Source organism: Escherichia sp. TW09308 (genome assembly GCF_000208565.1).
GTDB classification, from domain to species: domain Bacteria; phylum Pseudomonadota; class Gammaproteobacteria; order Enterobacterales; family Enterobacteriaceae; genus Escherichia; species Escherichia marmotae.
Genome location: NZ_AEME01000001.1, coordinates 2,759,931 through 2,785,918, shown reverse-complemented (window position 1 = coordinate 2,785,918; position 25,988 = coordinate 2,759,931). Strand labels below are relative to the sequence as shown.

Sequence of the window (25,988 nt, the reverse complement as noted above, 5' to 3'; positions counted from 1 at the left end):
TGATCTATCGGAAGACGAATGGCGACGCTGACAGAAGATGATGTGCTTGAGCAACTGGATGCACAGGACAATTTATTGTCATTTATGAAAACTGCGCATGCCATTTTGCTCCAGGGGATACGCCAGTTTCTGCCGTCGCTGTTTGTCGATAACGATGAAGAGATCGTGGAATATGCAGTGAAGCCGTTGCTCGCCCAAAGCGGCCCGCTTGACGATATTGATGTTGCGCTGCGTTTGATTTATGCGCTGGGGAAAATGGATAAATGGCTGTACGCCGATATTACGCACTTTTCTCAATTCTGGCATTACCTGAACGAGCAGAATGGAACGCCCGGATTTGTCGATGACATTACCTGGGATTTTATCAGCAACGTTAATAGCATAACCCGTAATACTTCTCTCTATGATGCGTTGAAAGCGATGAAGTTCGCTGATTTCGCGGTCTGGTCAGAGGAGCGTTTTAGCGGAATGGTCAAAACGGCGCTGACGCTGGCAGTAACGACAACTTTAAAGGAATTAACGCCGTGAAAATCGAACTGACGGTGAATGGACTAAAGGTACAGGCGCAGTACTCTGATGATGAAATTGAAAATGTACATAAACCGCTACTGCGTATGCTGGCGGCCTTACAGGCGGTAAACCCGCAGCGGCGTACGGTGGTATTTCTGAGTGCTCCACCAGGGACGGGTAAATCTACCTTAACTACCTTCTGGGAATATCTCGCACAACAAGATCCCGAATTACCCGCTATTCAGACGCTCCCGATGGATGGTTTTCACCATTACAACATCTGGCTGGATGAGCATCAGCTTCGCCCTTATAAAGGCGCGCCGCAAACGTTTGACGTGGCGAAACTGGCGGAAAATCTGCGTCAGGCCGTGCAAGGCGACTGTACGTGGCCGCAGTATGATCGACAAAAACATGATCCGGTAGAAGATGCGTTGCACGTTACCGCGCCGCTGGTCATCGTCGAAGGAAACTGGCTATTGCTGGATGACGAGCAGTGGCGCACGTTAGCGCAATTTTGTGATTTCTCGATATTTATCAACGCGCCCGCATCTGTGTTACGGGAACGACTGGTGGGGCGCAAGTTGGCGGGGGGATTATCGCAGGCAGATGCTGAAGCTTTTTATGAACGTACCGACGGGCCGAATGTTCGTCGGGTGCTGGAACAGAGTCGACCTGCAAATTTGACCTTAATGATGACGCCTAACGGTGAATACTGTCTGGCAGATTGACCTCCCTCACTACACCACCTTCCAGTCGCATGACGCGAGAAAAATGACGCCGGGTAAATGCGGCGTCATGACTGATTGCCACCACACTCGTGCCACGAAGGCGGCACTTTTCCAGCCAACTTTCAAATACTGCCAGCCATTGGGCATCAAAATCCCGGCTCGGTTCGTCAAGTAATAACAGCGGCGGGGCGAGAGCTTCCAGGCAGGCGACGGCCACCATCCGTCGCTGGGCGCTATGCAGATCTAACGGATGAGCGCTGGCAACATCTGTTAACTGACAGCATTGCAGGACAGCGTCGGTGCGTTGAGCAATTTCATCAGTTGGGCATTTTTGCAGTTTCAAACCAAATGCGACCTCTTCCGCGACGGTGCTGTGAAATAACTGGTTTTCCGCTTCCTGAAACAGCACACCAATGTTTGCCGCGCGTTGGCGGTTCTTGATTGTATGTAGCGCCAGATGTTGCAACATTACCGAGCCGGACGAAGGGGGTAGAAGACCCGCCATGATACGCAACAGGGTCGATTTTCCCGCGCCATTGTCGCCGGTCAGCGCCAGCCATTCACCTTTTTTGAGTTGTAGAGAAATGTTGCAAAGACAATCCGTTGCTGCGTCAGGCCAGCGATAAGTTACCTGATTTAACGTTAACATAATGGCTGGAGTGCTCCGTTTTGCAGTTGCCACGCTTGCTGGCAGTAGTTCAGGAAAGGTGTTTGATGGCGTTCAAAAAGAATAATCAGCGAATCACGTTTCAACGCCCAGTGTTGTAAGCGCTGCAACAGCATTTCGCTGGCCTGCGACGTCAGTCGGCTAAAGGCTTCGTCGAGAATTAAAATCTTAGGTTGCATCGCGATAGCACAAGCGATGACCACGCGTTGGGTTTCCCCGCCGGAGAGTGTTGCCGGATGGCGATGACGCAATGGCTGGCACCCGGTCAGAGTCAGAGCGGCGTCAATACGCGCCATAATCTCTGCTTCAGCAAGACACAGATTTTCTGGCCCAAACGCGACTTCTTCTTCCACGTTGAAGGTACAGCCAGAAAGCTGCAAGTAGGGGGATTGCTGGACGAGTTGAATGGTCGCAGATTGTTCGTTGAGTGAGCGTTGCCCAATGGGCGTATCGAGGAGCATTTCCGTACCAGCTATGTCACCCGGCAAGAAGTCGGGATACCACCCCGCCATCAGTTGCGCCAGCGTGCTTTTGCCACTGCCGTTGTCCCCAAAGATGGCGATCATCCCCGGTTCGTCATAGTAAAAGTCATAACAGAACGGAGGAATTGTTGAGTGTGTCGGGCAATAGCGAAACTGTTCTAACGTAACCATATCCACGCTCCGAATTCTGCCAGCATCAGCAAGATCATGGTGTAACGCGCCACTTTTTCCAGGTTACTGTCAGGTGGTGCCCACAGCGTAGTGCGCCGGTTGTGGAGTCGAAATGCCCGCATATCCAGCGCCGCGCCGCGGATCGCCAGATCGTTAAGCGCATTATGAGTTAGCGGAATAATTAACGCGGGCATCGCACGTAAACGTTGATACCAGCCTTCATCCAGCGGCACGCCGCGAGCGCGTTGTGCTTCATAAATAATCGCTAATTGTCGTTTTAACTGCTCAACGACCAATAACGGCCCGGCAAACAGATAAGCGACGCCCGGCGGCAGGCGAGAAGCAAACAAAGCGCGGATAAAACCTTGCACGGGGACGAATTGCATCCACAACTGTGAAGTTGAAACAATAGCCAGAATACGCAACCAGAGCGTAATGGCATGTGCCCACCGTTCTGGAGAGCGTGGCGCGTCACTTATCCATTCTGTCAGCCAGCCACCGTGCACCAGCCACAGACCGACGCCCAGCGAAAACATCAGCCAGGTGACATATTTTGCCCGCCGCCGCGTGGCCTTTAGCGCGATAAGGCAGAAAAAGGTCGCCGCGCTATAGATCGGCAAAATGGTCTGCGCGGGCAGGATAAGCGTGGTGCAGGCAGCCAGCGCCCACAACGTTAATGAGGTAAACGGATGCATTTAGCGCACGGCGGCCATCATTGGAAAATGGCGTGTGGTGCGAATCGGTAGTTGTCGCAGTAAAAGCCAGACAATCACCGCCGTGAGAATTTTATCGACCAGGTTAGCGCCTATCACCGTAATCGCCACTGATTCCACCAGGTTTTGCCCCATTGAATGTATCCAGGCGACGAACAAATCCGCTCCGCTACCGGTTACTCCGCCAAACAAGGCTGTACGCAGCGGCACGGCAACAATTGTCACCGCAAGAGTAATAATCACCCCGCTGACAATGACTTTCGGCAGAGTACGGAACCAACCCGCTCGCGCCAGCCAACCCGCGACCAGACCGATGACCATCGCCACGGGGGCAAAAGCGGCGGCGATCGGGTCAGTCAGTAACCCCCAGAGTAAATTGGTCAGTAAGCCGGTCAGCATACCGATCACTGGACCAAGCAGTACCGCGCTAATAAGCGTGCCGATGGAGTCGAGAAAAATAGGCAATTTGACTATGCTGGCCAGTTGACCGCCGATCATATTGATGGCGATAGAGATAACGATCAGCACCAAAGCCTGACTGGAAAAGTGGCGACGCGCCATAAGAAAACCTCTCTAAAGGGTGTTATTTAACAGGGGAAATATGCAACTCGTCGTAACCAGAAAGCGCGCAAGGCTGGCGACTGAATGCCAGTTCTTCCAGGCTACCGATCACCAGTTCAAGGGTGGTGCGCACGGTACAGCCAGGCATCATATGACCGCCGAGCATTGCGCCGTGTGGGTCTGAAATGCAGAGATGAAGATGTTCACCTGTCTGTTCCAGTGTGCCGTTCAGTGCGATTACTTCAAACTTACCGCGAAGATGAGTGGTGTTTTCTTGCCCGGCATAGCGTAAGGCGACGTCAGTCAGACTGCCGGTACAACCCGCAATCCACGCGGCGTGAAGTTGTTGCTGTCGCGCGAAGGTGCGTAATTGAGAGAAAACTTCCTGATCGGGAAGCAGGCGCAGCGCGTAAAAGCGCGCAGTTGAAGAATAAAGGTGGGGCAATGTCATCATTGAAGTACTCCGAAACTCGGACGTATTGCGGATGATATCGACGCGACATCAGTCATATTCTGATATAAATCAGGGTTTATGACGGCACAGCGAAAAGATTTTGCTACGCTTATTCGTGATTCTGCAAAGTGGAATAATTCCTGGCATACCATGGCCAAAAACGTGACGTAAGTCAGATAATTGTCTTCTTTGACTGGACAATCATTCCTTTTATTCCGCGTTTCGCTTATCCTAGCTGAAGCGTTTCAGTCGATTAAATGTTCGACAATTAACCAATCAGTCGCAATTTGCGACAGGTAAGGTTTTCCCGAACGATTTGCTGGACTACTCTGTCTGGAAAATTTGCTTTGAGAAAGCCTTGCAGGAGACCTATGACCGTACGCGTAGCGATAAATGGCTTCGGTCGCATCGGGCGTAATGTGGTTCGTGCTGTGTATGAATCCGGACGCCGGGCGGAAATCACCGTGGTGGCAATCAACGAACTGGCGGATGCTGCGGGCATGGCGCATTTGTTGAAATATGACACCAGTCATGGCCGTTTTGCATGGGAAGTGCGTCAGGAACGCGATCAACTTTTTGTTGGTGATGACGCCATCCGCGTATTGCATGAACGTTCACTGCAATCGCTCCCCTGGCGTGAACTTGGCGTCGATGTGGTGCTCGATTGCACCGGCGTGTATGGCACCCGCGAGCATGGCGAAGCGCATATTGCCGCCGGGGCCCAAAAAGTGCTCTTTTCACATCCTGGCAGCAACGATCTCGACGCAACTATTGTTTATGGCGTCAATCAGGATCAACTTCGCGCGGAACACCGCATTGTTTCTAACGCTTCCTGTACCACGAATTGCATAATTCCCGTCATCAAATTGTTAGATGATGCGTACGGCATTGAGTCCGGCACTGTGACCACAATTCACTCCGCCATGCACGATCAGCAGGTTATTGATGCGTACCATCCCGACCTGCGCCGCACTCGGGCCGCCAGTCAGTCGATCATCCCGGTCGATACTAAACTGGCCGCCGGTATCACGCGTTTTTTCCCGCAGTTTAACGATCGCTTTGAAGCGATTGCGGTACGTGTGCCAACCATTAATGTGACGGCAATCGACCTGAGCGTGACGGTGAAGAAACCTGTAAAAGCCAATGAAGTCAACCAGTTGTTGCAAAAGGCAGCACAAGGTGCATTTCATGGTATAGTTGACTATACGGAATTGCCGTTGGTCTCTGTAGATTTTAACCACGACCCGCACAGTGCCATTGTCGATGGCACCCAAACCCGGGTCAGTGGCGCACACCTGATCAAAACGTTGGTCTGGTGCGATAACGAATGGGGCTTTGCTAACCGAATGATCGACACGACGTTAGCAATGGCCGCTGTTGCTTTCAGGTAAGACGCAAGCAGCGTCTGCAAAACTTTTAGAATCAACGAGAGGATTCACCATGTCTGTAATTAAGATGACCGATCTGGATCTTGCTGGGAAACGTGTATTTATCCGTGCGGATCTGAACGTACCAGTAAAAGACGGGAAAGTAACCAGCGACGCACGTATCCGTGCTTCTCTGCCGACCATTGAACTGGCCCTGAAACAAGGCGCGAAAGTGATGGTAACTTCCCACCTGGGTCGTCCTACCGAAGGCGAGTACAACGAAGAATTCTCTCTGCTGCCGGTTGTTAACTACCTGAAAGACAAACTGTCTAACCCGGTTCGTCTGGTTAAAGATTACCTCGACGGCGTTGACGTTGCTGAAGGTGAACTGGTTGTTCTGGAAAACGTTCGCTTCAACAAAGGCGAGAAGAAAGACGACGAAACCCTGTCCAAAAAATATGCTGCACTGTGTGACGTATTCGTAATGGACGCATTCGGTACTGCTCACCGCGCGCAGGCTTCTACTCACGGTATCGGTAAATTTGCTGACGTTGCGTGCGCAGGCCCGCTGCTGGCGGCTGAACTTGACGCGCTGGGTAAAGCACTGAAAGAACCTGCTCGTCCGATGGTGGCTATCGTTGGTGGTTCTAAAGTTTCTACCAAACTGACCGTTCTGGATTCCCTGTCTAAAATCGCTGACCAGTTGATCGTTGGTGGTGGTATCGCAAACACCTTTATCGCGGCACAAGGCCACGATGTAGGTAAATCTCTGTACGAAGCAGACCTGGTTGACGAAGCAAAACGTCTGCTGACCACCTGCAACATCCCGGTTCCGTCTGATGTTCGCGTAGCAACTGAGTTCTCTGAAACTGCTCCGGCTACCCTGAAATCTGTTAACGACGTGAAAGCTGACGAGCAGATCCTGGATATCGGTGATGCTTCCGCACAGGAACTGGCTGAAATCCTGAAGAATGCGAAAACTATTCTGTGGAACGGCCCGGTTGGCGTGTTCGAATTCCCGAACTTCCGCAAAGGTACTGAAATCGTGGCTAACGCTATCGCAGATAGCGAAGCGTTCTCCATCGCTGGCGGCGGCGACACTCTGGCAGCAATCGACCTGTTCGGCATTGCTGACAAAATCTCCTACATCTCCACTGGTGGCGGCGCATTCCTTGAATTCGTAGAAGGTAAAGTACTGCCTGCAGTAGCGATGCTCGAAGAGCGCGCTAAGAAGTAAAAAATCACAGGGCAGGGAAACCTGCCCTTGTTTCAGCGCGCTCATGTAGCACGCACTTTTTCTCAAGCCCGACGATACAGGACAAAGAAACATGTCTAAGATTTTTGATTTCGTAAAACCTGGCGTAATCACTGGTGATGACGTACAGAAAGTTTTCCAGGTAGCAAAAGAAAATAACTTCGCACTGCCAGCAGTAAACTGCGTCGGTACTGACTCCATCAACGCCGTACTGGAAACCGCTGCTAAAGTTAAAGCGCCGGTTATCGTTCAGTTCTCCAACGGCGGTGCTTCCTTTATCGCTGGTAAAGGCGTGAAATCTGATGTTCCGCAGGGGGCTGCAATCCTGGGCGCTATCTCTGGTGCGCATCACGTACACCAGATGGCTGAACACTACGGTGTTCCTGTAATCCTGCACACTGACCACTGCGCGAAGAAACTGCTGCCGTGGATCGACGGTCTGCTGGACGCAGGTGAAAAACACTTCGCAGCTACCGGTAAGCCGCTGTTCTCTTCTCATATGATCGACCTGTCTGAAGAATCTCTGCAAGAGAACATCGAAATCTGCTCTAAATACCTGGAGCGCATGTCCAAAATCGGTATGACTCTGGAAATCGAACTGGGTTGCACTGGTGGTGAAGAAGACGGTGTGGACAACAGCCACATGGACGCTTCTGCACTGTACACCCAGCCGGAAGACGTTGATTACGCATACACCGAGCTGAGCAAAATCAGCCCGCGTTTCACCATCGCGGCTTCCTTCGGTAACGTACACGGCGTTTACAAGCCGGGTAACGTGGTTCTGACCCCGACTATCCTGCGTGATTCTCAGGAATATGTTTCTAAGAAACACAACCTGCCGCACAACAGCCTGAACTTCGTATTCCACGGCGGTTCCGGTTCTACTGCTCAGGAAATCAAAGACTCCGTAAGCTACGGCGTAGTGAAAATGAACATCGATACCGATACCCAATGGGCAACCTGGGAAGGTGTTCTGAACTACTACAAAGAAAACGAAGCTTACCTGCAGGGTCAATTGGGCAACCCGAAAGGCGAAGATCAGCCGAACAAGAAATACTACGATCCGCGCGTATGGCTGCGTGCTGGTCAGACTTCGATGATCGCTCGTCTGGAAAAAGCATTCCAGGAACTGAACGCAATCGACGTTCTGTAAGATATTCCTTTCTGCTTATCTCAAGGCCCGCTCTGCGGGTCTTTTTTTCGCCAAAAGCAAAATTGCCTGATGCGCTACGCTTATCAGGCCTACACGTATCCTGCAATATATTGAATTTGCAGGTTTTTATTGGCCTGATAAGGCGTTCACGCCGCATCCGGCATGACAAAGCGCACATTGTCATATGTCTGAGCCCCACTCTGCGGGGCTTTTTTTCGCCAAAAGCAAGGTGATGTACTTAAGAAATTTGTGATCTATTTGGCAAAATTATACTTTATTGTTTACCCTTGTCAGACTGCCCGTCATAAGGCGGCGGAGTGTATTTCTCCATTTTGAGTCAGTTGAAAAGGAATATTGAATGGAAGATTTGAATGTTGTCGATAGCATACACGGTGCAGGTTCCTGGTTGGTGAATAATCAGGCGCTGTTGCTGAGTTATGCTGTAAACATCGTGGCGGCTCTCGCGATTATCATCATTGGTTTGATTGTCGCGCGGATGATTTCCAATGCGGTGAATCGCCTGATGATCTCCCGTAAAATTGATGCCACCGTTGCTGATTTTCTTTCTGCATTAGTCCGTTACGCAGTTATTGCCTTTACGCTAATTGCTGCACTGGGTCGCGTGGGCGTACAAACCGCATCGGTTATCGCCGTACTGGGTGCCGCAGGTTTAGCTGTAGGTTTGGCGTTGCAGGGTTCGCTGTCTAACTTGGCCGCTGGCGTGTTGCTGGTAATGTTCCGCCCGTTCCGTGCCGGTGAATATGTTGACCTCGGCGGTGTTGCCGGTACTGTGCAGAGCGTGCAGATTTTCTCTACGACTATGCGCACCGCAGACGGTAAAATTATCGTTATTCCGAACGGTAAAATTATTGCCGGTAATATTATTAACTTCTCTCGCGAGCCGGCGCGCCGTAACGAATTTATCATTGGCGTGGCGTATGATTCTGATATCGATCAGGTTAAGCAGATCCTGACTGATATTATTCAGTCCGAAGATCGTATTTTAAAAGATCGTGAAATTACCGTGCGCCTGCATGAACTTGGCGCATCCTCGGTTAATTTTATCGTTCGTGCCTGGAGCAACAGCGGTGATCTGCAAAACGTGTACTGGGACGTGCTGGAACGTATTAAACGCGAGTTTGATGCTGCTGGTATCAGCTTCCCATATCCGCAAATGGATGTGAACTTCAAGCGGGTGAAAGAGAATAAAGAGAGCGATGCGGTAACGCGTTAATCATGTAAAGCGCCCATAAGATTCATGGGCGCACTAACAATTCAATGGATTGTTCTATCAAGAAGATTGGCAACTTTTTGCATCACTTCCCTGGCATTGTCTATACCTTCAGCTTTCTGCTTTGCTACCCACTGAGCTTGTTCTTGCTGATAACCAATCGCTTTCCGCCAGGCCTCCAGTTCTGCTTTTGTCAGATAGCGAACATGTGTGCCTTCCTGTTCAAGCGTTTTTACCATGTTGATCAGATTGTTATCTAATGCCTGGCCCAGCGCCTTCTGGGTTGTAATAGCAGCTCGCTGAATCGCCTCGCGATCTTGAGTACTGAGGCTTTCCCAGGTGTGTTTATTCATCGTCAAAAGATAAACATGGCCGAGCCAGAGCGAAGGAGAGAGCAACACATTCGGCGCAGCACGTTCAGCATGGATGTCATACCCGCTATCGAGATTGACCATTAAGCCATCGAGTTTCCCGTCGCGGAGTGCTGTCGTAATTTGCTCATTCCACGGTAAGGTTACGGTTTTTGCTCCTGTATTAACTAAATAAGCCCGATGCCAGAAACTGGCTGTTCGCCAGGAAGTTCCCTGAAGAGCGGTTAATTTCATAATGGGTTTGGTAGAAAAAAAGCCTACCGGATAGCCAAGGAAAAATTGTAAGTTCACGACATTGTTACGCTCAATTTCAGCGTTAAGTTCGGGAATTTCTGCATATACGCGACGAAAGAATTCTACCTGACTGGCTCCATGCTCCGGGCCAATAGCAAAGCTCTTGAATATTTGATGAAGCGGTAATTGTTTCGCTGTGTATTCTGGCACCACTATACCCATATCAGCTTTGCTGCCATCACTTATCGTCGCCAGTGCGTCATAGCTGATGGCGATTTCACCGTTCCAGTGAGGTTCAATTTTCAAACGTCCTTGTGACTCTTTTCCAATTTCTGCAAATAATACCTCTTTAATGAGTTGTGTACGCATTCCACCATAAGGTTCATGATCGGTATAGCGAAGTATTTTTTCAGCAGCAATGTTGGGGAAAGATACCAGAAGTAACCCTGATATCAGAGAAAATAAAAAGTGTTTGAATGTCATATCCCTTCTGTAATTTTGTTGGTCGTCGTTAATATTAAAAGCAGTGAACTTTAACAACTAAAATCAAACTTCATATTTTTAAAGTCCAGCCAGGCATTACCTGTGCCAAAATTATACCCGCCGAAATACTCTTCAAACTCAATATAATAAGGCGACATTCCGTCTGGTATAGGCTGCACGAGCGCCATCGAACCACCGAGATGATCGGGCAGATGTGCGCTATGCCACTGGAGAGGTTCACATTTACTCTTTCCCTCTGCATCTTTAGAAAAATAATGAATGGACTGATATTCCGTATCATTTCTTTCTGAGGGGCTAATTCCCGCATTAGGATCAAAAGCGCGCGGCTCGCATGAAATCGCCAGATTGAACGCCAGCGACTGCTCAGGAATGGTGCCCAATTTACGGTAAATAAAATTGCTTTCAAGCGTATCTTTTGGTCTGACGTTAGCCTGAAAATAACTAAATGCACTGCCAATAGCCATCCATTCTGGCGTATCTTGCTGGTCGCGATAGTGGTCAGGTATAAGTTCAGGTGGCTCGCAAAATGGGCCGTTGAACTCGTACTGGGTTAGTAAAATTACCGCATAAGAACAACCTAATATATCTGCCATCCGAAATAGCCGTGGATGTCGTTGCTTTTCTGCCAGCCAAAAAACATAAAGATTTGGATCTTCTGGGGGCGTGCAGGATTCAAAATTTTCAAACACATCCAATATTTCTTCTGTACACGGAGTTCCGCCATCGTTGTGTTCTGGCGCAACTGCAAAGAAAGATAACGCGACAACCTCTGGTCCATAAATCCGATAGTCCTCTGGCAATAGTAGGGTAAATCCATGATTCAATGGGAAACCATTATTTGGATCCAGCGGCCACTGTTCGGGTGTTATGCCTGGTGGTAGTCCAAAGCACCAACCTTGTTGTCGCGGCATATTTTCGCGGATAGGGTAGGGGAGCAGAGTGAGATCATATGATTGCATTGTGTTAGTCCTTTACAACGCGAGCAGGGAAGCGAGCCATAACGTCGTTTACGCCATGAGGAATGTTGAGATTGTTATTCTAAAATCAGTCACCGAGTAGAACTATTTAAATTAATATTAAAATTATTTATATGCTATTAGAATTATCAATTTTATCTAATAACAATCCCGCGCTATAGTCTCTGCATCAGGTAATTAACTCGGAATTTTTAACGTGTTTTCTTATTATTTTCAAGGTCTTGCGCTTGGTGCGGCTATGATCCTGCCGCTCGGTCCGCAAAATGCTTTTGTGATGAATCAGGGCATTCGCCGTCAGTACCACATAATGATTGCCTTACTTTGTGCAATCAGCGATTTAGTCCTGATTTGCGCCGGGATTTTTGGCGGTAGCGCGTTACTGATGCAGTCTCCGTGGTTATTGGCATTAGTGACCTGGGGTGGTGTTGCCTTTTTGTTGTGGTATGGCTTTGGCGCTTTTAAAACTGCGATGGGCAGTAATATTGAACTGGCGAGTGCCGAAGTGATGAAACAGGGGCGATGGAAAATTATCGCCACCATGCTGGCGGTGACCTGGCTGAATCCGCATGTCTATCTGGATACCTTTGTGGTACTGGGCAGCCTGGGCGGTCAACTTGATCCTGACCCAAAACGTTGGTTTGCATTCGGGACGATTAGCGCCTCTTTCCTGTGGTTTTTTGGCCTGGCGTTATTAGCCGCCTGGCTGGCACCGCGTTTGCGTACCGCCAAAGCGCAGCGCATTATCAATTTCGTGGTGGGCTGCGTGATGTGGTTTATCGCTCTACAACTGGCGAAAGAGGGGATTGCCCATGCACAAGCCTTGTTCAGTTAGGTGCTATCTGATGGAAAATTAAAACAGAGACGCTAAGCTTGCCTCCAGAGGTCCTGAATTTTGGGCAAGTCAATTAACACGGAGAGACTAACGTGAAGTTCAAAGTTATCGCCCTGGCGGCATTGATGGGTTTCAGCGGAATGGCAGTACAGGCCAATGAACTACCGGATGGTCCGCATATTGTCACTTCAGGAACAGCAAGCGTGGATGCGGTGCCAGACATTGCCACCCTTGCGATTGAAGTCAACGTGGCAGCGAAGGATGCCGCGACCGCCAAGAAGCAGGCGGATGAGCGTGTGGCGCAATATATCTCTTTCCTTGAACTCAATCAGATCGCGAAAAAAGATATCAGCTCTGCAAATTTACGCACCCAGCCTGATTACGATTACCAGGATGGTAAAAGTATTCTGAAAGGCTACCGGGCGGTGAGAACGGTGGAAGTAACGCTTCGTCAGTTAGACAAACTGAATTCTTTGCTGGATGGCGCGCTGAAGGCCGGGCTTAACGAAATTCGTTCTGTTTCCTTGGGTGTGGCGCAACCTGATGCCTATAAAGATAAAGCGCGTAAGGCGGCGATTGATAATGCGATTCATCAGGCACAGGAGCTGGCGAACGGCTTTAATCGCAAGCTGGGGCCGGTATATAGCGTGCGCTACCATGTTTCCAACTATCAGCCCAGCCCGATGGTTCGAATGATGAAAGCTGATGCCGCGCCGGTTTCCACTCAGGAAACTTACGAGCAGGCTGCTATTCAGTTTGATGATCAGGTTGATGTGGTCTTCCAGTTAGAACCTGTTGATCAGCAACCTGCAAAAACACCTACCGCACAATAATACTTTTAGCCCGACGCCTTTGTCGGGCTAATGTCTTCACCTGATATCGCCTCCTTTTTCTGTAATTTTCTGTAAAACCATGATGCAATCACCTATCTTTGCACGCGATTTCATCAAAGATTGAATAACTGAAACGGTTAAGCGGACAGTGATGTTTGGGGAGAGGGTATGGATATTTTTATTTCAAAAAAGATGCGCAATTTTATTTTATTAGCGCAAACTAATAATATTGCCCGGGCAGCAGAGAAAATACATATGACGGCGTCGCCGTTCGGCAAAAGTATTGCCGCGCTGGAGGAGCAAATTGGTTATACATTGTTTACCCGTAAAGATAACAATATTAGTCTTAATAAAGCTGGACAGGAACTTTATCAAAAACTTTTTCCGGTTTACCAACGAATTTCTGCTATTGATAATGAAATTCATAATTCCGGGCGTCGTTCTCGTGAAATTGTAATTGGTATAGATAATACCTATCCGACGATTATTTTTGATCAGCTAATCAGCCTTGGTGATAAATATGAAGGGGTGACAGCCCAGCCGGTTGAGTTTAGTGAGAATGGGGTTATTGATAATCTCTTCCACCACCAGTTTGATTTTATTATCTCTCCGCAGCATGTCTCCGGGCGTGTAAAGGGGTTGGAGAGCCTGACTATCAGCGAACTTTCGCCGCTGCGACTGGGGTTTCTCGTTTCTCGCCGTTTTGAAGAACGCCAGGAGCAGGAGTTATTACAGGAGCTGCCGTGGTTACAGATGCGCTTTCAGAACCGCGCTAACTATGAAGCGATGATTGATGCGAACATGCGTCCTTGTGGGATTAATCCAACAATCATTTATCGTCCCTACAGTTTTATGGCCAAAATAAGCGCCGTTGAGCGCGGACATTTCCTGACAGTCATTCCACATTTTGCCTGGCGGCTGGTGAACCCGGCAACGCTGAAATATTTTGATGCGCCGCATACGCCAATGTATATGCAGGAATACCTCTATTCACTGAAAAACCATCGCTATACCGCCACGATGCTACAGCAAATTTCTGAAGATCGTGACGGTACGAGCAATTAACTCAGCATCGAGCCAGTTTCGATCAAGTTACGATGCAGATCGAAAACGTGGCTAAGATCGTGGTGAATATGCCCACCAGGTGCATTTTCCAGATAGTGATGCAGATAGTCACGGTACATGGGATGGGCACAGTTATCGATGATAGCGCGTGCGCGCTGAAGTGGGGAGAGGCCGCGCAGGTCGGCAATCCCTTGTTCAGTGATGATCACTTTCACGCTGTGTTCGCTGTGATCGACATGGCTACACATTGGCACGATAGTTGATATCTTGCCTTCTTTGGCGATCGACGGTGCCATAAAGATCGACAGGTAAGCATTGCGTTCAAAATCGCCGCTGCCGCCGATACCGTTCATCAAATTAACTCCGGCAACATGCGTTGAGTTGGCATGTCCGTAAATATCAAACTCCAGACCCACGTTCAGAGCGATAACACCAAGGCGGCGGATAATTTCCGGGTTATTGGAAATCTCCTGCGGACGTAACACAATGCGGCTGGAGAAGTAGTCCATATTGTCGTAAATCTTACGCAGTGAATCGGCAGAGATTGTCAGACTGGAGGCGCTGGCACCGGTGATTTTGCCGGTTTCCAGAAGATGAACCACCGATTCCTGTAGCACTTCCGAATACATCATAAACGGTGGAATATCCGGGTTATCTCCGAGACGTGCCATTACCGCATTATTGATGTTGCCAACCCCACTTTGCAATGGCAAAAACTCCGGTGGAATACGTCCCTGTGCCATTTCACGTAACAGAAAGGTGACTACATTGTCAGCGATTTGCTGGCACATGGGATTTTGCTTATCCAGGATATTACCTGCATCAGGTAAGTTGGTTTCCACGACCGCAACAATCTTTTTCGGATCAATGTGCACATAACGAGTACCGACGCGATCCATTGCATGGAAGATCGAAACGCTATTGCGCCGCGGTGGTGCTCCTGGAATCACAATATCTGCCAGTTCCGCAACGCGCGGATCGTGATAGTGATTGAGTTCAATGATCACTTTCTTTGCCTGCAGTAACCAGGTCGGCGCGTTACCGATCCCACTGGTCAACCAGACACGTCCATCCGGTGCGATCTCTGAAGCTTCAATTACCGCAACATCAATGTCACCGAAGAAGCCGTAGTTGACCATTTGCGCTACTTCGCTCAAATGTAGATCAACAAAACTGACCGCACCCTGATTGATCTTTTTGCGTAATCCAGATGATGTTTGATACGGAGCGCGCCACGAAACAGCGTCAGCTTCAGAGAGTACATCATCGGCGGCGGCGCTAATTGACGCTCCGGTTAGCAGGCGAATTTGGTACGGTTTTTTCGCCTCATGCTGTTCATTGGCACGACGGGCAATAGCAGCAGGCAGGGCTTTAGGTGAACCCGCAGGGGTAAAGCCGCTGAATGCCACCATATCGTTGTGCCGGATAATTTCCGCCGCTTCATCGGCGGTCATCCTTGCCCAGGTCATACTCATCCTTTACTCCTTTGTTCGCAGATCATTAATGACCGACGAAATTAGGTTTACGTTTTTCCAGGAAGGCGTTCATACCTTCCTGATAATCCTCGCTGTCATAAACCTCCCGGCGCATCCCCTGAATACGTTCAAACTCATCTGAATTCATGGTGTGTGCTTCGCCCAACACGCGCAGTTCTTCCTTGATTACCGCAATCGCCAGCGGTGCTTTTTCGGAAATGTGGTGAGCCATTTGTAAGGTGAAATCTTCCAGCTCGTTGATGTCAACAACGTGGTTGAGAATGCCAACAGCCAGCGCGCGTTGGGCCGTGATTGGCGAAGCGGTAAAAATCAGCTCTTTGACAATGTGGAAACCCGCGTCACGGGTCAGGTTGTGAATGCCGACCAGGTTATATGGGACGCCGAGGTTAACTGGCGTCATTGAGAAGGTGGAGGTGCTGGCGGCGATGATCAGATCGGAACTCATGATCATTTCAAATGCGCCTCCCCAGACGCTCCCTTCAACCATCGAAATTACCGGTTTGGGGCATTTTTGGATCATGCGGGTGATTTGGCGTAGCGGATCATCGTAGGAGAGTGGATCGCGGCCGCCTGATGGCAGTTCATGAATATCGTGACCTGCGGAGAACACTTTGGAACCACTCGGGGCACGCAGAATGATACAACGGATTTCCGGACGGTTGAGATCGCTTAATGCCTGGAGCAGGTCATCAATAAAGACTTTACTTAATGCATTGAGTTTGCGGCCATAGTTAAACTCAATTACCGCAACTTTGTTGATGGTGACAACATTAACATACTGATAAGACATAAAAATTCCTTTAATCAAAATATTGAGTCTGGATAAATTCACTGAGTTGCCGCAGGCCGGTGCGCGGCGAAAGCGTGTTGTTTTTGACTGCTAATAGCGTCTGGCGGTAATAGCGATCGAAATCTTCATTAGCGAACAGGTGGTGCAGCACTTCTTCCTCGGTTTGCTTACGCAGCCATTCCACCGATTGTTGCTGCCGCATCAGGGGCAAACGACCGCTGGCGGTAAGCGCGGTTTTGAAATCGATAATCGCGTGCCAAATCTCATCGATACCGCATTTTTCCAGTGCGCTACAGGTGAGGACTCGTGGTTGCCATTCTTCATATTTGCGACGCAGAATATGTAGGGCGCTTTCGTACATATGGCGGGCAATGGCGACATTCGTGTGGTTATCGCCATCGTCTTTGTTGATGACAACCAGATCTGCCACCTCCATTAGCCCCTTTTTAATGCCCTGGAGATCATCACCACCACCGGCAATTTGTAGTGAGATAAAACAGTCGACCATGCGGGCTACTTCCGTTTCCGACTGTCCGACGCCGACGGTTTCAACGATCACCACGTCATAACCCGCCGCTTCGCATAACAGCATTAACTCCCGTGCTCGTTGGCTGGCACCGCCCAGATGACCAGATGACGGAACCGGGCGAATAAACGCCGCATCGGCACGAGCCAGTTCGGTCATACGTGTCTTGTCACCAAGGATGCTGCCACCGGTTACCGGGCTGCTGGGATCAACGGCAATCACCGCGACCTTCAACCCCTGGCGAATTAGCTGCATGCCGAAGACTTCAAGAAAGGTACTTTTCCCCGCGCCGGGTGTACCGGTAACGCCCAGCCGCAGCGCATTTCCACAGAATGGCATGATGGCATCGAGCAACAGGTTACTTAGCGCCTGATGACGCGGATGGCGGCTTTCTACCAGCGTCATGGCTTGGGCAAGTGTGGCTCGTTCACCCTCACGTAAGCGGCGAATGTTGTCTGCTAGTGTGGTTTCGTTAATCATGATGCTGGCTAATTCGGTTCAGTACATCACGTACACTGTCGAGCATGGGAGTACCCGGGCCATAAATCGCCGCCACGCCACGCTCTTGCAGGAAGGCATAATCTTGCGGTGGAATAACGCCGCCAGCGACTACACAGATATCTTCGCGCCCCCATTTTTTAAGGGCTTCGACCAGTTCCGGGATCAGCGTCTTGTGTCCAGCCGCGAGAGAGGATGCGCCCACCACATGAACGTCGTTTTCTACCGCCAGTCTGGAGATCTCTTCTGGCGTCGAGAACATCGGGCTGAGATCAACATCAAAACCCAGATCGGAATAGGCGCTGGCAATGACTTTCGCTCCGCGATCGTGCCCATCCTGACCCATTTTTGCGATCAGAATACGTGGGCGACGACCATTGTTGGCGAGGAACAGCTCCGTTTGCGCAACAATGGCATCAAATTCGCAGGCTGATTTTTCCGACTGGTGATAACTTTGCGCAATCACGCCGGTAACACACTGACTCGGCACCAGATAACGGTCAAAAGCGGCCTCCAGTGCATCGGAAATCTCACCCAATGTCGCGCGAACGCGTGCTGCATTAACAGCGGCAGCCAGCAGGTTTTCGTTTTGCAGCGCAGCGTTAGTCAGGGTGTTCAGCGCGGCGGTTACGGCTGCATCATCACGGGTGGCACGAATGCGTTCCAGCGAAGCAATTTGCTCGTTACGAACCATCACATTGTCGATCTCCAGTACATCGGTTTTGTCTTCGTGATCCCGTTTGTACTTGTTCACGCCAACTATCACCCGTTTGCCCTGGTCGATCAGCGATTGTTCACGCGCAGATGCTTCTTCGATCATTCGTTTTGGCAAGCCCGCTTCGATCGCTTTCGCCATGCCACCGGCTTCGTCGATCTGATCAATGATGGCTCTGGCCTGTTTCACGATCTGATCAGTTAGTGACTCAACGTAATAAGAACCGGCTAGCGGATCGACGGTGCGGCAGAGTTCTGACTCTTCCTGAATAATGATCTGAGTGTTGCGGGCAATACGTGCCGAGAAATCGGTCGGCAGACCAAGAGCTTCATCAAAAGCGTTGGTATGCAGCGACTGAGTACCGCCCAGAGTCGCGGCCAGTGCCTCAATGGTGGTGCGGATAACGTTGTTATAGGGATCTTGCTCGGTGAGACTCCAGCCGGAGGTTTGACAGTGGGTACGCAGCGCCAGTGATTTCGGATCTTTGGCTCCAAATCCGCTTACCGCTTCGCTCCAGAGATAACGTGCGGCACGCAGCATGGCGATGTTCATAAACAGATCCATGCCAATACCGAAGAAGAACGACAGACGTGGGGCAAAGTCGTCAATTTTCAGACCAGCAGAGAGTGCAGCTTTGATGTATTCAATCCCATCAGCCAGGGTGAATGCCACCTGCTGCACGCAATTTGCACCCGCTTCGCCCATGTGGTAGCCGCTAATACTGATGGTATTAAAGCGCGGCATATTGCCGGAACACCAGGCGATGATATCAGCGATAATGCGCATAGACGGTTTCGGCGGGTAAATATAGGTATTGCGGCAGAGGTACTCTTTCAGGATGTCGTTCTGGATGGTGCCAGTAAGTTTATCGGGGGGAACTCCTTGCTCTTCAGCGGCCACGATATAAAACGCCAGTACTGGCAGGACTGCGCCGTTCATGGTCATTGACACCGACATTTTATCCAGTGGAATTTGGTCGAACAGCACCTTCATATCTTCTACGGTGTCTATAGCAACGCCCGCTTTTCCGACATCGCCAGCAACACGCGGATTGTCGGAGTCGTAACCGCGGTGGGTGGCGAGGTCAAAGGCAACGGAAAGACCTTTTTGCCCGGCCGCGAGGTTACGGCGATAAAAGGCGTTAGACTCTTTGGCCGTTGAGAAACCGGCATATTGGCGGATGGTCCATGGCTGGGCTGTGTACATGGTGGCGCGGGGGCCACGAACGTAGGGCGGCAAGCCAGGAAGGGTGCCTGTCACTTCCAGATTGTTGAGATCGACTTCGGTATACAGCGGCTTGATGGCGATCCCTTCCGCCGTTTGCCGTACCAGTGAGTCGACGGTTTTTTCCCGACGGCTCAACTCCTTGTTGGCAAGCTGTTGCCACTCCTGCACGTTTGACATTATTTGCTCCATAAAGCGCAATAAAAATAGGGGATTTGCGCTTACGGTGAGCTTTTTAAACGGGTTTGTCGCCAGCAAAAAAAATGCATTGAGGCGTCGTTTTTTGCCGTGTGAGATTTGTCTCTTTTGTGACGTTGTTCAAAGAAGGTAAAAAGAAAGAAGGAAAATGCCTGATATGTGCTATCAGGCATTAAGTGATTGATTAATCCTGACGAAGTACTTTGTGACCATAGTCGAGCAAAGCATCAGTGACTTTACGCATCATGCGGCTTTCTGGGGCAAAGCGATGCCAGTAGAGCATTCGCCGTTGAAACAGCCCCGGTGTCAGGTCTATTAACTCGCCGCTAGCCAGTTCTTTCTCAATTTGTAGGTGTGGGATCATACAGCAGGTTGTTCCCTGGCGAGCGAGTTGAACGAAGGCTTCTGACGAGTTAACGATATGGCACGGTACGCTACCTGGCGGCAGATCGAAGTTTTGCTGCAAAAATGCCTGGTGCATATCGTCAAGATGGTCAAACGCCACCACCGGTGCCTTGAGCAGCGCGGAGCGGCTTACTCCGTTGGGGAAGTATTTCTCAGCAAACGGTTTGGAGCTGACGAACAGATAGTCAAGCGCGCCAAGTTTATCGACAAGACAGCTTGGTAGCGCCTGATGTTGAATACTCACCGCGCCGACCACTTCGCCACGACGCAGGCGCTCCTGGGTACGGGTTTCATCTTCCACCTGTAAATTCAGACGGATAGGCGAGTCAGCCAGCACAGGAGCGAGCGCCGGAAGCAGCCAGGTTGCCAGACTGTCGGCGTTGACTGCAAGCGAAAGCAGTAGCGGGGTTGAACCGGTTTGTTCATCGCCCAGCCACTCCTCTTCCAGCAACTCAACCTGGCGAAGCAGTGCCAGCAGTTTTTGCCCTTGCTCAGTAGGCCGCGGCGGGACAGTGCGCACCAGTAACGGCTGCCCGAACATATTTTCTAGCTGCTTAATGCGCTGTGAGACGGCTGATTGCGTAATGCACAATTTCTGTGCCGCACGCTCAAATCCTCGTTCACGTATCACCGCATCCAGTGCCTGTAATGTCCTGTAGTCCGGGCGTTTCATTGCTTTAACCTACTCCTCAAATTTTCTTATGCCGAACTATGACATAATTTTGCTTTGGGTACAGAGCATTTAGCGTATGAAAAAGTAGCTATAATGGAAATTTTGGGTGGCGTTACCGTGTCTTTTTGTCTTTGTGGAGACCCGGGAAAAGTTCTGTAGAGCTTCACTTTTATCGGTGCAGCTTCAGATATGCACGCTGGTTGATAAAAGGGGTCACCCGATGCCTGCTGATATCCAGGCTTGCAGGGACGAAAGAGAATTCCCCCTATTGCCTGTTATTCATGGATGAGTTAGTCGCACGACTTGCTGACGGGGTCTGAACCGCGTTTTTTGTATATAATGCGTGTGAAATTTCATACCACAGGCGAAACGATCATGACGCAGGATGAATTGAAAAAAGCAGTAGGATGGGCGGCACTTCAGTATGTTCAGCCCGGGACCATTGTTGGTGTAGGTACAGGTTCCACCGCCGCACACTTTATTGATGCACTCGGCACGATGAAAGATCAGATTGAAGGGGCAGTTTCCAGCTCCGATGCATCCACTGAAAAACTGAAAAGCCTTGGCATTCACGTTTTTGACCTCAATGAAGTGGACAGCCTTGGAATTTACGTCGACGGAGCAGATGAAATCAACGGCCATATGCAGATGATCAAAGGTGGCGGCGCGGCGCTGACCCGTGAAAAAATCATCGCTTCAGTCGCGAAGAAGTTTATCTGTATTGCAGATGCTTCCAAGCAGGTCGATATTCTGGGTAAATTCCCACTGCCGGTAGAAGTTATCCCGATGGCGCGTAGTGCAGTAGCTCGTCAGTTGGTGAAATTAGGCGGCCGTCCGGAATACCGTCAGGGCGTGGTGACTGATAACGGCAACGTGATCCTCGACGTTCACGGCATGGAAATTCTTGACCCGGTGGCGATGGAAAACGCAATTAACGCTATCCCTGGCGTGGTTACTGTTGGTCTGTTTGCCAACCGTGGTGCGGATGTCGCGCTGATTGGCACACCTGACGGCGTCAAAACCATTGTGAAATGATCTGACGGGGGAGTTCTCTCCCCCGTTAAAAATTTTTTTCATTGTTAAATTTGGTGACATCTGTCACGTTTTTAACCCTCTGTTACCTAACGCTCTAAACAAAGTCTTATCTCCAGCATTTTCTTCTGTTAATCAACCTTGCGTGATATTTCCTCAACATCGCGACGCAAACGTTCATATTGCCGCAATATTATTTTTTGATATGTTGAAAGGCGGATGTAAATCCACACACAACATTTCAAAGACAGGATTGGGTAAATGGCAAAGGTATCGCTGGAGAAAGACAAGATTAAGTTTCTGCTGGTAGAAGGCGTGCACCAAAAGGCGCTGGAAAGCCTTCGCGCGGCGGGTTACACCAACATCGAATTTCACAAAGGCGCGCTGGATGATGAACAATTAAAAGAATCCATCCGCGATGCCCACTTCATCGGCCTGCGATCCCGTACCCATCTGACAGAAGACGTGATCAATGCCGCAGAAAAGCTGGTCGCTATTGGTTGTTTCTGCATAGGCACAAACCAGGTTGATTTAAATGCTGCGGCAAAACGTGGGATCCCGGTATTTAACGCACCGTTTTCGAATACGCGTTCCGTTGCTGAGCTGGTGATTGGCGAACTTTTGCTGCTATTGCGCGGAGTGCCGGAGGCCAATGCTAAAGCGCACCGTGGCGTGTGGAACAAACTGGCGGCGGGTTCTTTTGAAGCTCGCGGCAAAAAGCTGGGTATCATTGGCTATGGTCATATTGGTACGCAGCTTGGCATTCTCGCGGAGTCGCTGGGGATGTATGTTTACTTCTATGATATTGAAAACAAACTGCCACTGGGCAACGCGACTCAAGTGCAACATCTTTCCGACCTGCTGAATATGAGCGACGTGGTAAGTCTGCATGTGCCAGAAAATCCGTCCACCAAAAATATGATGGGCGCGAAAGAGATTGCGCTGATGAAGCCCGGTTCGCTACTGATTAACGCCTCGCGCGGTACTGTAGTCGATATTCCGGCACTGTGTGACGCGCTGGCGAGCAAACACCTTGCTGGTGCGGCAATTGACGTATTCCCGACGGAACCGGCGACCAACAGTGATCCGTTTACCTCTCCGCTGTGCGAATTCGACAACGTCCTGCTGACGCCACACATTGGCGGTTCGACTCAGGAAGCGCAGGAGAATATCGGCCTGGAAGTTGCAGGAAAATTGATCAAGTACTCTGACAATGGCTCCACGCTTTCTGCGGTGAACTTCCCGGAAGTATCGCTGCCGTTGCACGGTGGTCGTCGTCTGATGCACATCCATGAAAACCGTCCGGGCGTGCTGACTGCGCTGAACAAAATATTTGCCGAGCAGGGCGTTAACATCGCCGCGCAGTACCTGCAAACGTCTGCTCAGATGGGCTACGTAGTTATTGATATTGAAGCCGATGAAGACGTTGCCGAAAAAGCATTGCAGGCCATGAAAGCTATTCCTGGCACCATTCGCGCCCGTTTGCTGTACTGATTCCCCTTCTCTGACAAACAACGGGCAGGTCGCTGACTTGCCCGTTTTTTTGTCCCTTTTCCCCATGCTTCTCACCACATTTGCAGGGTTGTGCAATCGCCTTTGTGAGCCTGCTCGAAGAAAGAAATCAAAGCCAGATCAATACGTTGTGTTTACTCGAAGAAGATTTACGATGGCGGTGCAGCATGGCGCTGTAACGGTAAAGCCCTCACCGAAGCGAGGGCTTAAAGGAGAAGGGGTATGATGTGACTTGTCATCATACTGATTGTACTGTTACTGATAAATTTGCCAGCTTATTAACAGTCAATCTCAGGACCCTTACTCACTAAATTAGGTTAAAGAATAAACGATGTCAATCAGGGCGATGCAGGTGTGTCGTTTTGAGCCAATATAAATCTATATAAACAGTATCAGTCGTATTCTGGGGCGCTGGGGAAAAGTACTATATATGATCTATTCACATAATGAATATAGGTAAATTACATATATCAGAATATGTGATTTCAATCGCACATTTCATCACAATTGTGGACAACTTGCTGCCGAAAATTTGTGAGCAAATAATCTTGTGGTTTTTTAAATGAGATTTATTATTCCGTTATTACGATTTAATGGGGTGTTATTATGAAAGGAATTAATCAGAATTTTACTAATGTCATTAGATTCACGGATGACCTGGTTTTTCTTCGACAGCGTTTTATCGACTCTGATGATTTCTTTCATACTGTAAATGAAAAACTTCTGGCTGCTAATTTGGTAACAATTGACTTTCTTCAGAATATTCGTTTGCGAGAGAGAGAATATCCTACCGGATTGGCGTTGGAATCGTTTTCAATTGCTATTCCTCATACAGATATTAAATTTATAAAAGAACCATTTGTCGCTTTTTATCAACTTGCCGAAGAGATGCCATGGAATGAAATGGGGGCAGACGAAAATAAACTTAAAATCAAATTTATTATATTGTTAGGACTGGTAGATACTTCCAGTCATATTGATTTTCTACAAAATCTGATCACCTTATTTTCAACTGAGAATCATGCAGATTGGTTAAGCAAAACCCAAAGTAGCCATGACGCTACTAATTACCTTAATAAATACATTTAATTAAATTATAAGGAATTATCATGAAAAAGATTGTTGTAGCCTGTGGTAGTGGCGTAGCAACTTCACAAACAGTAGCAAGTAAAGTGGGACGTTTGTTAAAAGAAAAAGGATTTGAAGATATCAGAATTGAGGTTGTCGATCTCAAATCTCTGGATAATCATCTCCGGGATTCTGTTGCTTATGTGGCGATTACAAAAATAGATAAGGAATATCCGATCCCTGTTATAAACGGCATCGCGTTTTTAACAGGGATCGGTATGGAACAAGAATTACAAAAAATTATTAATCTTTGCCAATAGACAATTATCACGTCTACAAGGAATAAATACTATGGATTTTCTTGCGCAAATAATTAATTACATCCTGAATTTAGGTGCTCCGGTTTTCGTGCCATTTATTATGCTGTTAGCTGGGCTTTGTGTCAAAATGCGTTTTAAAGAAGCCTGTTCGGCTGCAATAACACTTGGTGTGGCTTTTGTGGGCATGAGTATGCTTATCGGCTTTATGGTTGGAGCCATCGGTGTTGCTGCTGAAGCAATGATGAAACGAACAGGACTTGAACTTAGCATCATTGATGGTGGCTGGACCACAATGGCAAATATTTCATGGGCCTGGCCATATGCGTTTTTAATGTTCCCATTGCAGATTGGCATCAATATCCTGATGCTGATGTTAAAAAAGACCGATACTTTCAATGCAGATTTATGGAATGTCTGGGGGAAAATATTTACCGCATTTATCGTTATGGGGACGGTAACGCCACTGTTTGGCTCAACCTGGGCATTAGTGATAGCATTTATCATCGCCTCTTTGCAAATTATCCTCGAACTAAAGTCTGGTGACTTACACCAGTATCGTATCGAGAAAATGACCGGGATCCCGGGAATTACCTGCACGCACCGGATGATGTTTCTCGGTGCTATTTATTATCCCTTTGATGTGTTGTTACGCAAAATTCCTTTGTTGAATAAACCAATGGATGCGGCAACGTTACGTAAGAAAGTCGGGATCTTTGCGGAAAACCATGTTATTGGTTTCATCCTCGGGATACTTTTTGGCATCGTAGCGGGTTACGATGTGGCGAAAACCTTGATGTTGGGAATACAGGCGGCTACGGCGTTACATCTATTTCCTGTCATTTCGAAGTTTTTTATGCAGGCACTATCGCCACTCTCTGAAGCGATTAGTGATTACATGAATAAACGGTTTTCAGGACGTAAGCTCTTTGTTGGTATTGACTGGCCATTTCTTGGCGGGGCGAGTGAAATTTGGTTTGTTATTATTGTCGCAATTCCTCTTACCTTGCTCTGGGCTATAATCTTACCGGGGAATAAAATTCTTCCTTTTGCCGGCATTATTAACATAGTGTTAGTGGTTCCGGCCTATCTGTTAACGCAGGGTAATACTTTACGAATGGTCATTCTTAGTTTTATTGGTATTCCATTCTTTTTATTTGTGGGGACTGAGTTTGCACCCATAATTACTGAGCTGGGGAATGTGACCAAAGCGATAGACATTCCTGTAGGTAAGCTCATATCAAATAGCTGTATTGATGCACCAGTGTTTACCTATGCGTTTTCTCATTTATTTCAGTTTATGCAAGGGAATTTTGTTCCATTAGTAATGGCAATAATCTGGAGTATTGGCTTTTACTTTTATTGTCGAGAGTTATCACAGGACGCGAAACAAGTAGAGTAAAAATCCTAACCCGCAATACTTATA

Annotated in this window: 27 protein-coding genes; 15 read left to right on the top strand and 12 right to left on the bottom strand. The window is 48.9% G+C overall.

Going from position 1 to position 25,988, the window contains the following annotated elements; translation table 11 throughout:
* Positions 1-18 precede the first annotated feature (18 nt).
* Positions 19-528: a fumarase E gene (gene fumE, locus ESM_RS0113260; protein ID WP_000224155.1), complete on the top strand. Its 510-nt coding sequence runs from the start codon at positions 19-21 to the stop codon at positions 526-528.
* Complete coding sequence (locus ESM_RS0113255) at positions 525-1,238, top strand: nucleoside/nucleotide kinase family protein (protein ID WP_000687729.1); 714 nt, start codon at positions 525-527, stop codon at positions 1,236-1,238. Before fumE ends, ESM_RS0113255 begins: the two co-directional genes overlap by 4 nt.
* Here ESM_RS0113255 and ESM_RS0113250 read toward each other — a convergent pair.
* The 5 genes from ESM_RS0113250 to ESM_RS0113230 are packed head-to-tail and all read right to left on the bottom strand — an operon-like array spanning position 1,210 to position 4,286.
* A complete protein-coding gene (locus ESM_RS0113250) occupies positions 1,210-1,887 on the bottom strand; it encodes an ABC transporter ATP-binding protein (protein ID WP_010378670.1) in 678 nt (225 codons plus the stop codon). The genes ESM_RS0113255 and ESM_RS0113250 overlap by 29 nt on opposite strands.
* The gene (locus tag ESM_RS0113245) at positions 1,881-2,558 is read right to left on the bottom strand and encodes an ABC transporter ATP-binding protein (RefSeq protein ID WP_010378667.1); all 678 of its coding nucleotides are present in this window, start codon (positions 2,556-2,558) and stop codon (positions 1,881-1,883) included. The genes ESM_RS0113250 and ESM_RS0113245 overlap by 7 nt, the downstream gene beginning before the upstream one ends.
* Entirely contained in the window at positions 2,546-3,253 is a 708-nt protein-coding gene (locus ESM_RS0113240) for an energy-coupling factor transporter transmembrane component T (protein ID WP_000553213.1), read from the bottom strand. Before ESM_RS0113240 ends, ESM_RS0113245 begins: the two co-directional genes overlap by 13 nt.
* Positions 3,254-3,832: an ECF transporter S component gene (locus ESM_RS0113235; protein WP_000113901.1), complete on the bottom strand. Its 579-nt coding sequence runs from the start codon at positions 3,830-3,832 to the stop codon at positions 3,254-3,256.
* A 22-nt stretch (positions 3,833-3,854) separates the two neighbouring features.
* Entirely contained in the window at positions 3,855-4,286 is a 432-nt protein-coding gene (locus ESM_RS0113230; protein WP_000988684.1) for a PPC domain-containing DNA-binding protein, read from the bottom strand.
* A gap of 371 nt (positions 4,287-4,657) precedes the next feature.
* Here ESM_RS0113230 and epd point away from each other — a divergent pair, with 371 nt between their 5' ends.
* The 4 genes from epd to mscS all read left to right on the top strand — a co-directional run bounded on the left by epd (position 4,658) and on the right by mscS (position 9,295).
* Positions 4,658-5,677 (top strand): erythrose-4-phosphate dehydrogenase, encoded by a 1,020-nt coding sequence (epd, locus tag ESM_RS0113225; protein ID WP_000218495.1) that lies wholly within the window; start codon positions 4,658-4,660, stop codon positions 5,675-5,677.
* A 49-nt stretch (positions 5,678-5,726) separates the two neighbouring features.
* Entirely contained in the window at positions 5,727-6,890 is a 1,164-nt protein-coding gene (gene pgk / locus ESM_RS0113220) for a phosphoglycerate kinase (RefSeq protein ID WP_000111269.1), read from the top strand.
* 91 nt (positions 6,891-6,981) lie between these two features.
* Positions 6,982-8,061, top strand: coding sequence for a class II fructose-bisphosphate aldolase (fbaA, locus tag ESM_RS0113215; protein WP_000034375.1), 1,080 nt, complete (start codon positions 6,982-6,984; stop codon positions 8,059-8,061).
* 358 nt (positions 8,062-8,419) lie between these two features.
* Positions 8,420-9,295, top strand: coding sequence for a small-conductance mechanosensitive channel MscS (gene mscS / locus ESM_RS0113210; RefSeq protein WP_000389807.1), 876 nt, complete (start codon positions 8,420-8,422; stop codon positions 9,293-9,295).
* A gap of 41 nt (positions 9,296-9,336) precedes the next feature.
* Here the strand turns inward: mscS and dctP are convergent, their stop codons facing one another.
* Together dctP and ESM_RS0113200 are read right to left on the bottom strand one after the other, a co-directional pair.
* Positions 9,337-10,380, bottom strand: a complete 1,044-nt coding sequence (gene dctP / locus ESM_RS0113205; RefSeq protein WP_000142897.1) for a TRAP transporter substrate-binding protein DctP — start codon at positions 10,378-10,380, stop codon at positions 9,337-9,339.
* Between the two features lie 50 nt (positions 10,381-10,430).
* Positions 10,431-11,360 carry a hypothetical protein gene (locus tag ESM_RS0113200; RefSeq protein ID WP_024257685.1) on the bottom strand — a complete coding sequence of 310 codons (930 nt, stop codon included), beginning with the start codon at positions 11,358-11,360 and terminating at the stop codon, positions 10,431-10,433.
* Positions 11,361-11,574: 214 nt separating this feature from the next.
* Between ESM_RS0113200 and argO the strand changes: the two genes are divergently transcribed.
* From argO to srsR, 3 genes are all read left to right on the top strand, one after another.
* Entirely contained in the window at positions 11,575-12,210 is a 636-nt protein-coding gene (gene argO, locus ESM_RS0113195; RefSeq protein WP_000493344.1) for an arginine exporter ArgO, read from the top strand.
* 92 nt (positions 12,211-12,302) lie between these two features.
* Positions 12,303-13,043, top strand: a complete 741-nt coding sequence (locus ESM_RS0113190; protein ID WP_000669823.1) for an oxidative stress defense protein — start codon at positions 12,303-12,305, stop codon at positions 13,041-13,043.
* A gap of 168 nt (positions 13,044-13,211) precedes the next feature.
* Entirely contained in the window at positions 13,212-14,108 is an 897-nt protein-coding gene (srsR, locus tag ESM_RS0113185) for a LysR family transcriptional regulator SrsR (protein ID WP_000350787.1), read from the top strand.
* Here the strand turns inward: srsR and scpC are convergent.
* The 5 genes from scpC to argP all read right to left on the bottom strand — a co-directional run bounded on the left by scpC (position 14,105) and on the right by argP (position 20,633).
* Positions 14,105-15,583: a propionyl-CoA:succinate CoA transferase gene (gene scpC / locus ESM_RS0113180; protein ID WP_000063070.1), complete on the bottom strand. Its 1,479-nt coding sequence runs from the start codon at positions 15,581-15,583 to the stop codon at positions 14,105-14,107. The genes srsR and scpC overlap by 4 nt on opposite strands.
* Positions 15,584-15,608: 25 nt before the next feature.
* Complete coding sequence (scpB, locus tag ESM_RS0113175; protein ID WP_000122073.1) at positions 15,609-16,394, bottom strand: methylmalonyl-CoA decarboxylase; 786 nt, start codon at positions 16,392-16,394, stop codon at positions 15,609-15,611.
* 10 nt (positions 16,395-16,404) lie between these two features.
* Entirely contained in the window at positions 16,405-17,400 is a 996-nt protein-coding gene (meaB, locus tag ESM_RS0113170) for a methylmalonyl Co-A mutase-associated GTPase MeaB (protein WP_000606737.1), read from the bottom strand.
* Complete coding sequence (gene scpA / locus ESM_RS0113165; protein WP_000073283.1) at positions 17,393-19,537, bottom strand: methylmalonyl-CoA mutase; 2,145 nt, start codon at positions 19,535-19,537, stop codon at positions 17,393-17,395. The genes meaB and scpA overlap by 8 nt, the downstream gene beginning before the upstream one ends.
* Before the next feature lie 202 nt (positions 19,538-19,739).
* Entirely contained in the window at positions 19,740-20,633 is an 894-nt protein-coding gene (gene argP, locus ESM_RS0113160) for a DNA-binding transcriptional regulator ArgP (RefSeq protein WP_000828349.1), read from the bottom strand.
* A gap of 375 nt (positions 20,634-21,008) precedes the next feature.
* Between argP and rpiA the strand changes: the two genes are divergently transcribed.
* From rpiA to ESM_RS0113135, 6 genes are all read left to right on the top strand, one after another.
* Positions 21,009-21,668: a ribose-5-phosphate isomerase RpiA gene (rpiA, locus tag ESM_RS0113155; protein WP_010378649.1), complete on the top strand. Its 660-nt coding sequence runs from the start codon at positions 21,009-21,011 to the stop codon at positions 21,666-21,668.
* Between the two features lie 258 nt (positions 21,669-21,926).
* Complete coding sequence (serA, locus tag ESM_RS0113150; RefSeq protein WP_001151616.1) at positions 21,927-23,159, top strand: phosphoglycerate dehydrogenase; 1,233 nt, start codon at positions 21,927-21,929, stop codon at positions 23,157-23,159.
* 255 nt (positions 23,160-23,414) lie between these two features.
* Entirely contained in the window at positions 23,415-23,459 is a 45-nt protein-coding gene (locus ESM_RS1000000129655) for a hypothetical protein (protein WP_370567170.1), read from the top strand.
* Between the two features lie 324 nt (positions 23,460-23,783).
* Positions 23,784-24,266 carry a PTS sugar transporter subunit IIA gene (locus ESM_RS0113145; protein ID WP_000676303.1) on the top strand — a complete coding sequence of 161 codons (483 nt, stop codon included), beginning with the start codon at positions 23,784-23,786 and terminating at the stop codon, positions 24,264-24,266.
* A gap of 20 nt (positions 24,267-24,286) precedes the next feature.
* Positions 24,287-24,565, top strand: coding sequence for a PTS sugar transporter subunit IIB (locus ESM_RS0113140; protein ID WP_000725251.1), 279 nt, complete (start codon positions 24,287-24,289; stop codon positions 24,563-24,565).
* Between the two features lie 31 nt (positions 24,566-24,596).
* The gene (locus tag ESM_RS0113135; protein WP_000346404.1) at positions 24,597-25,964 is read left to right on the top strand and encodes a PTS galactitol transporter subunit IIC; all 1,368 of its coding nucleotides are present in this window, start codon (positions 24,597-24,599) and stop codon (positions 25,962-25,964) included.
* Positions 25,965-25,988 lie beyond the last annotated feature (24 nt).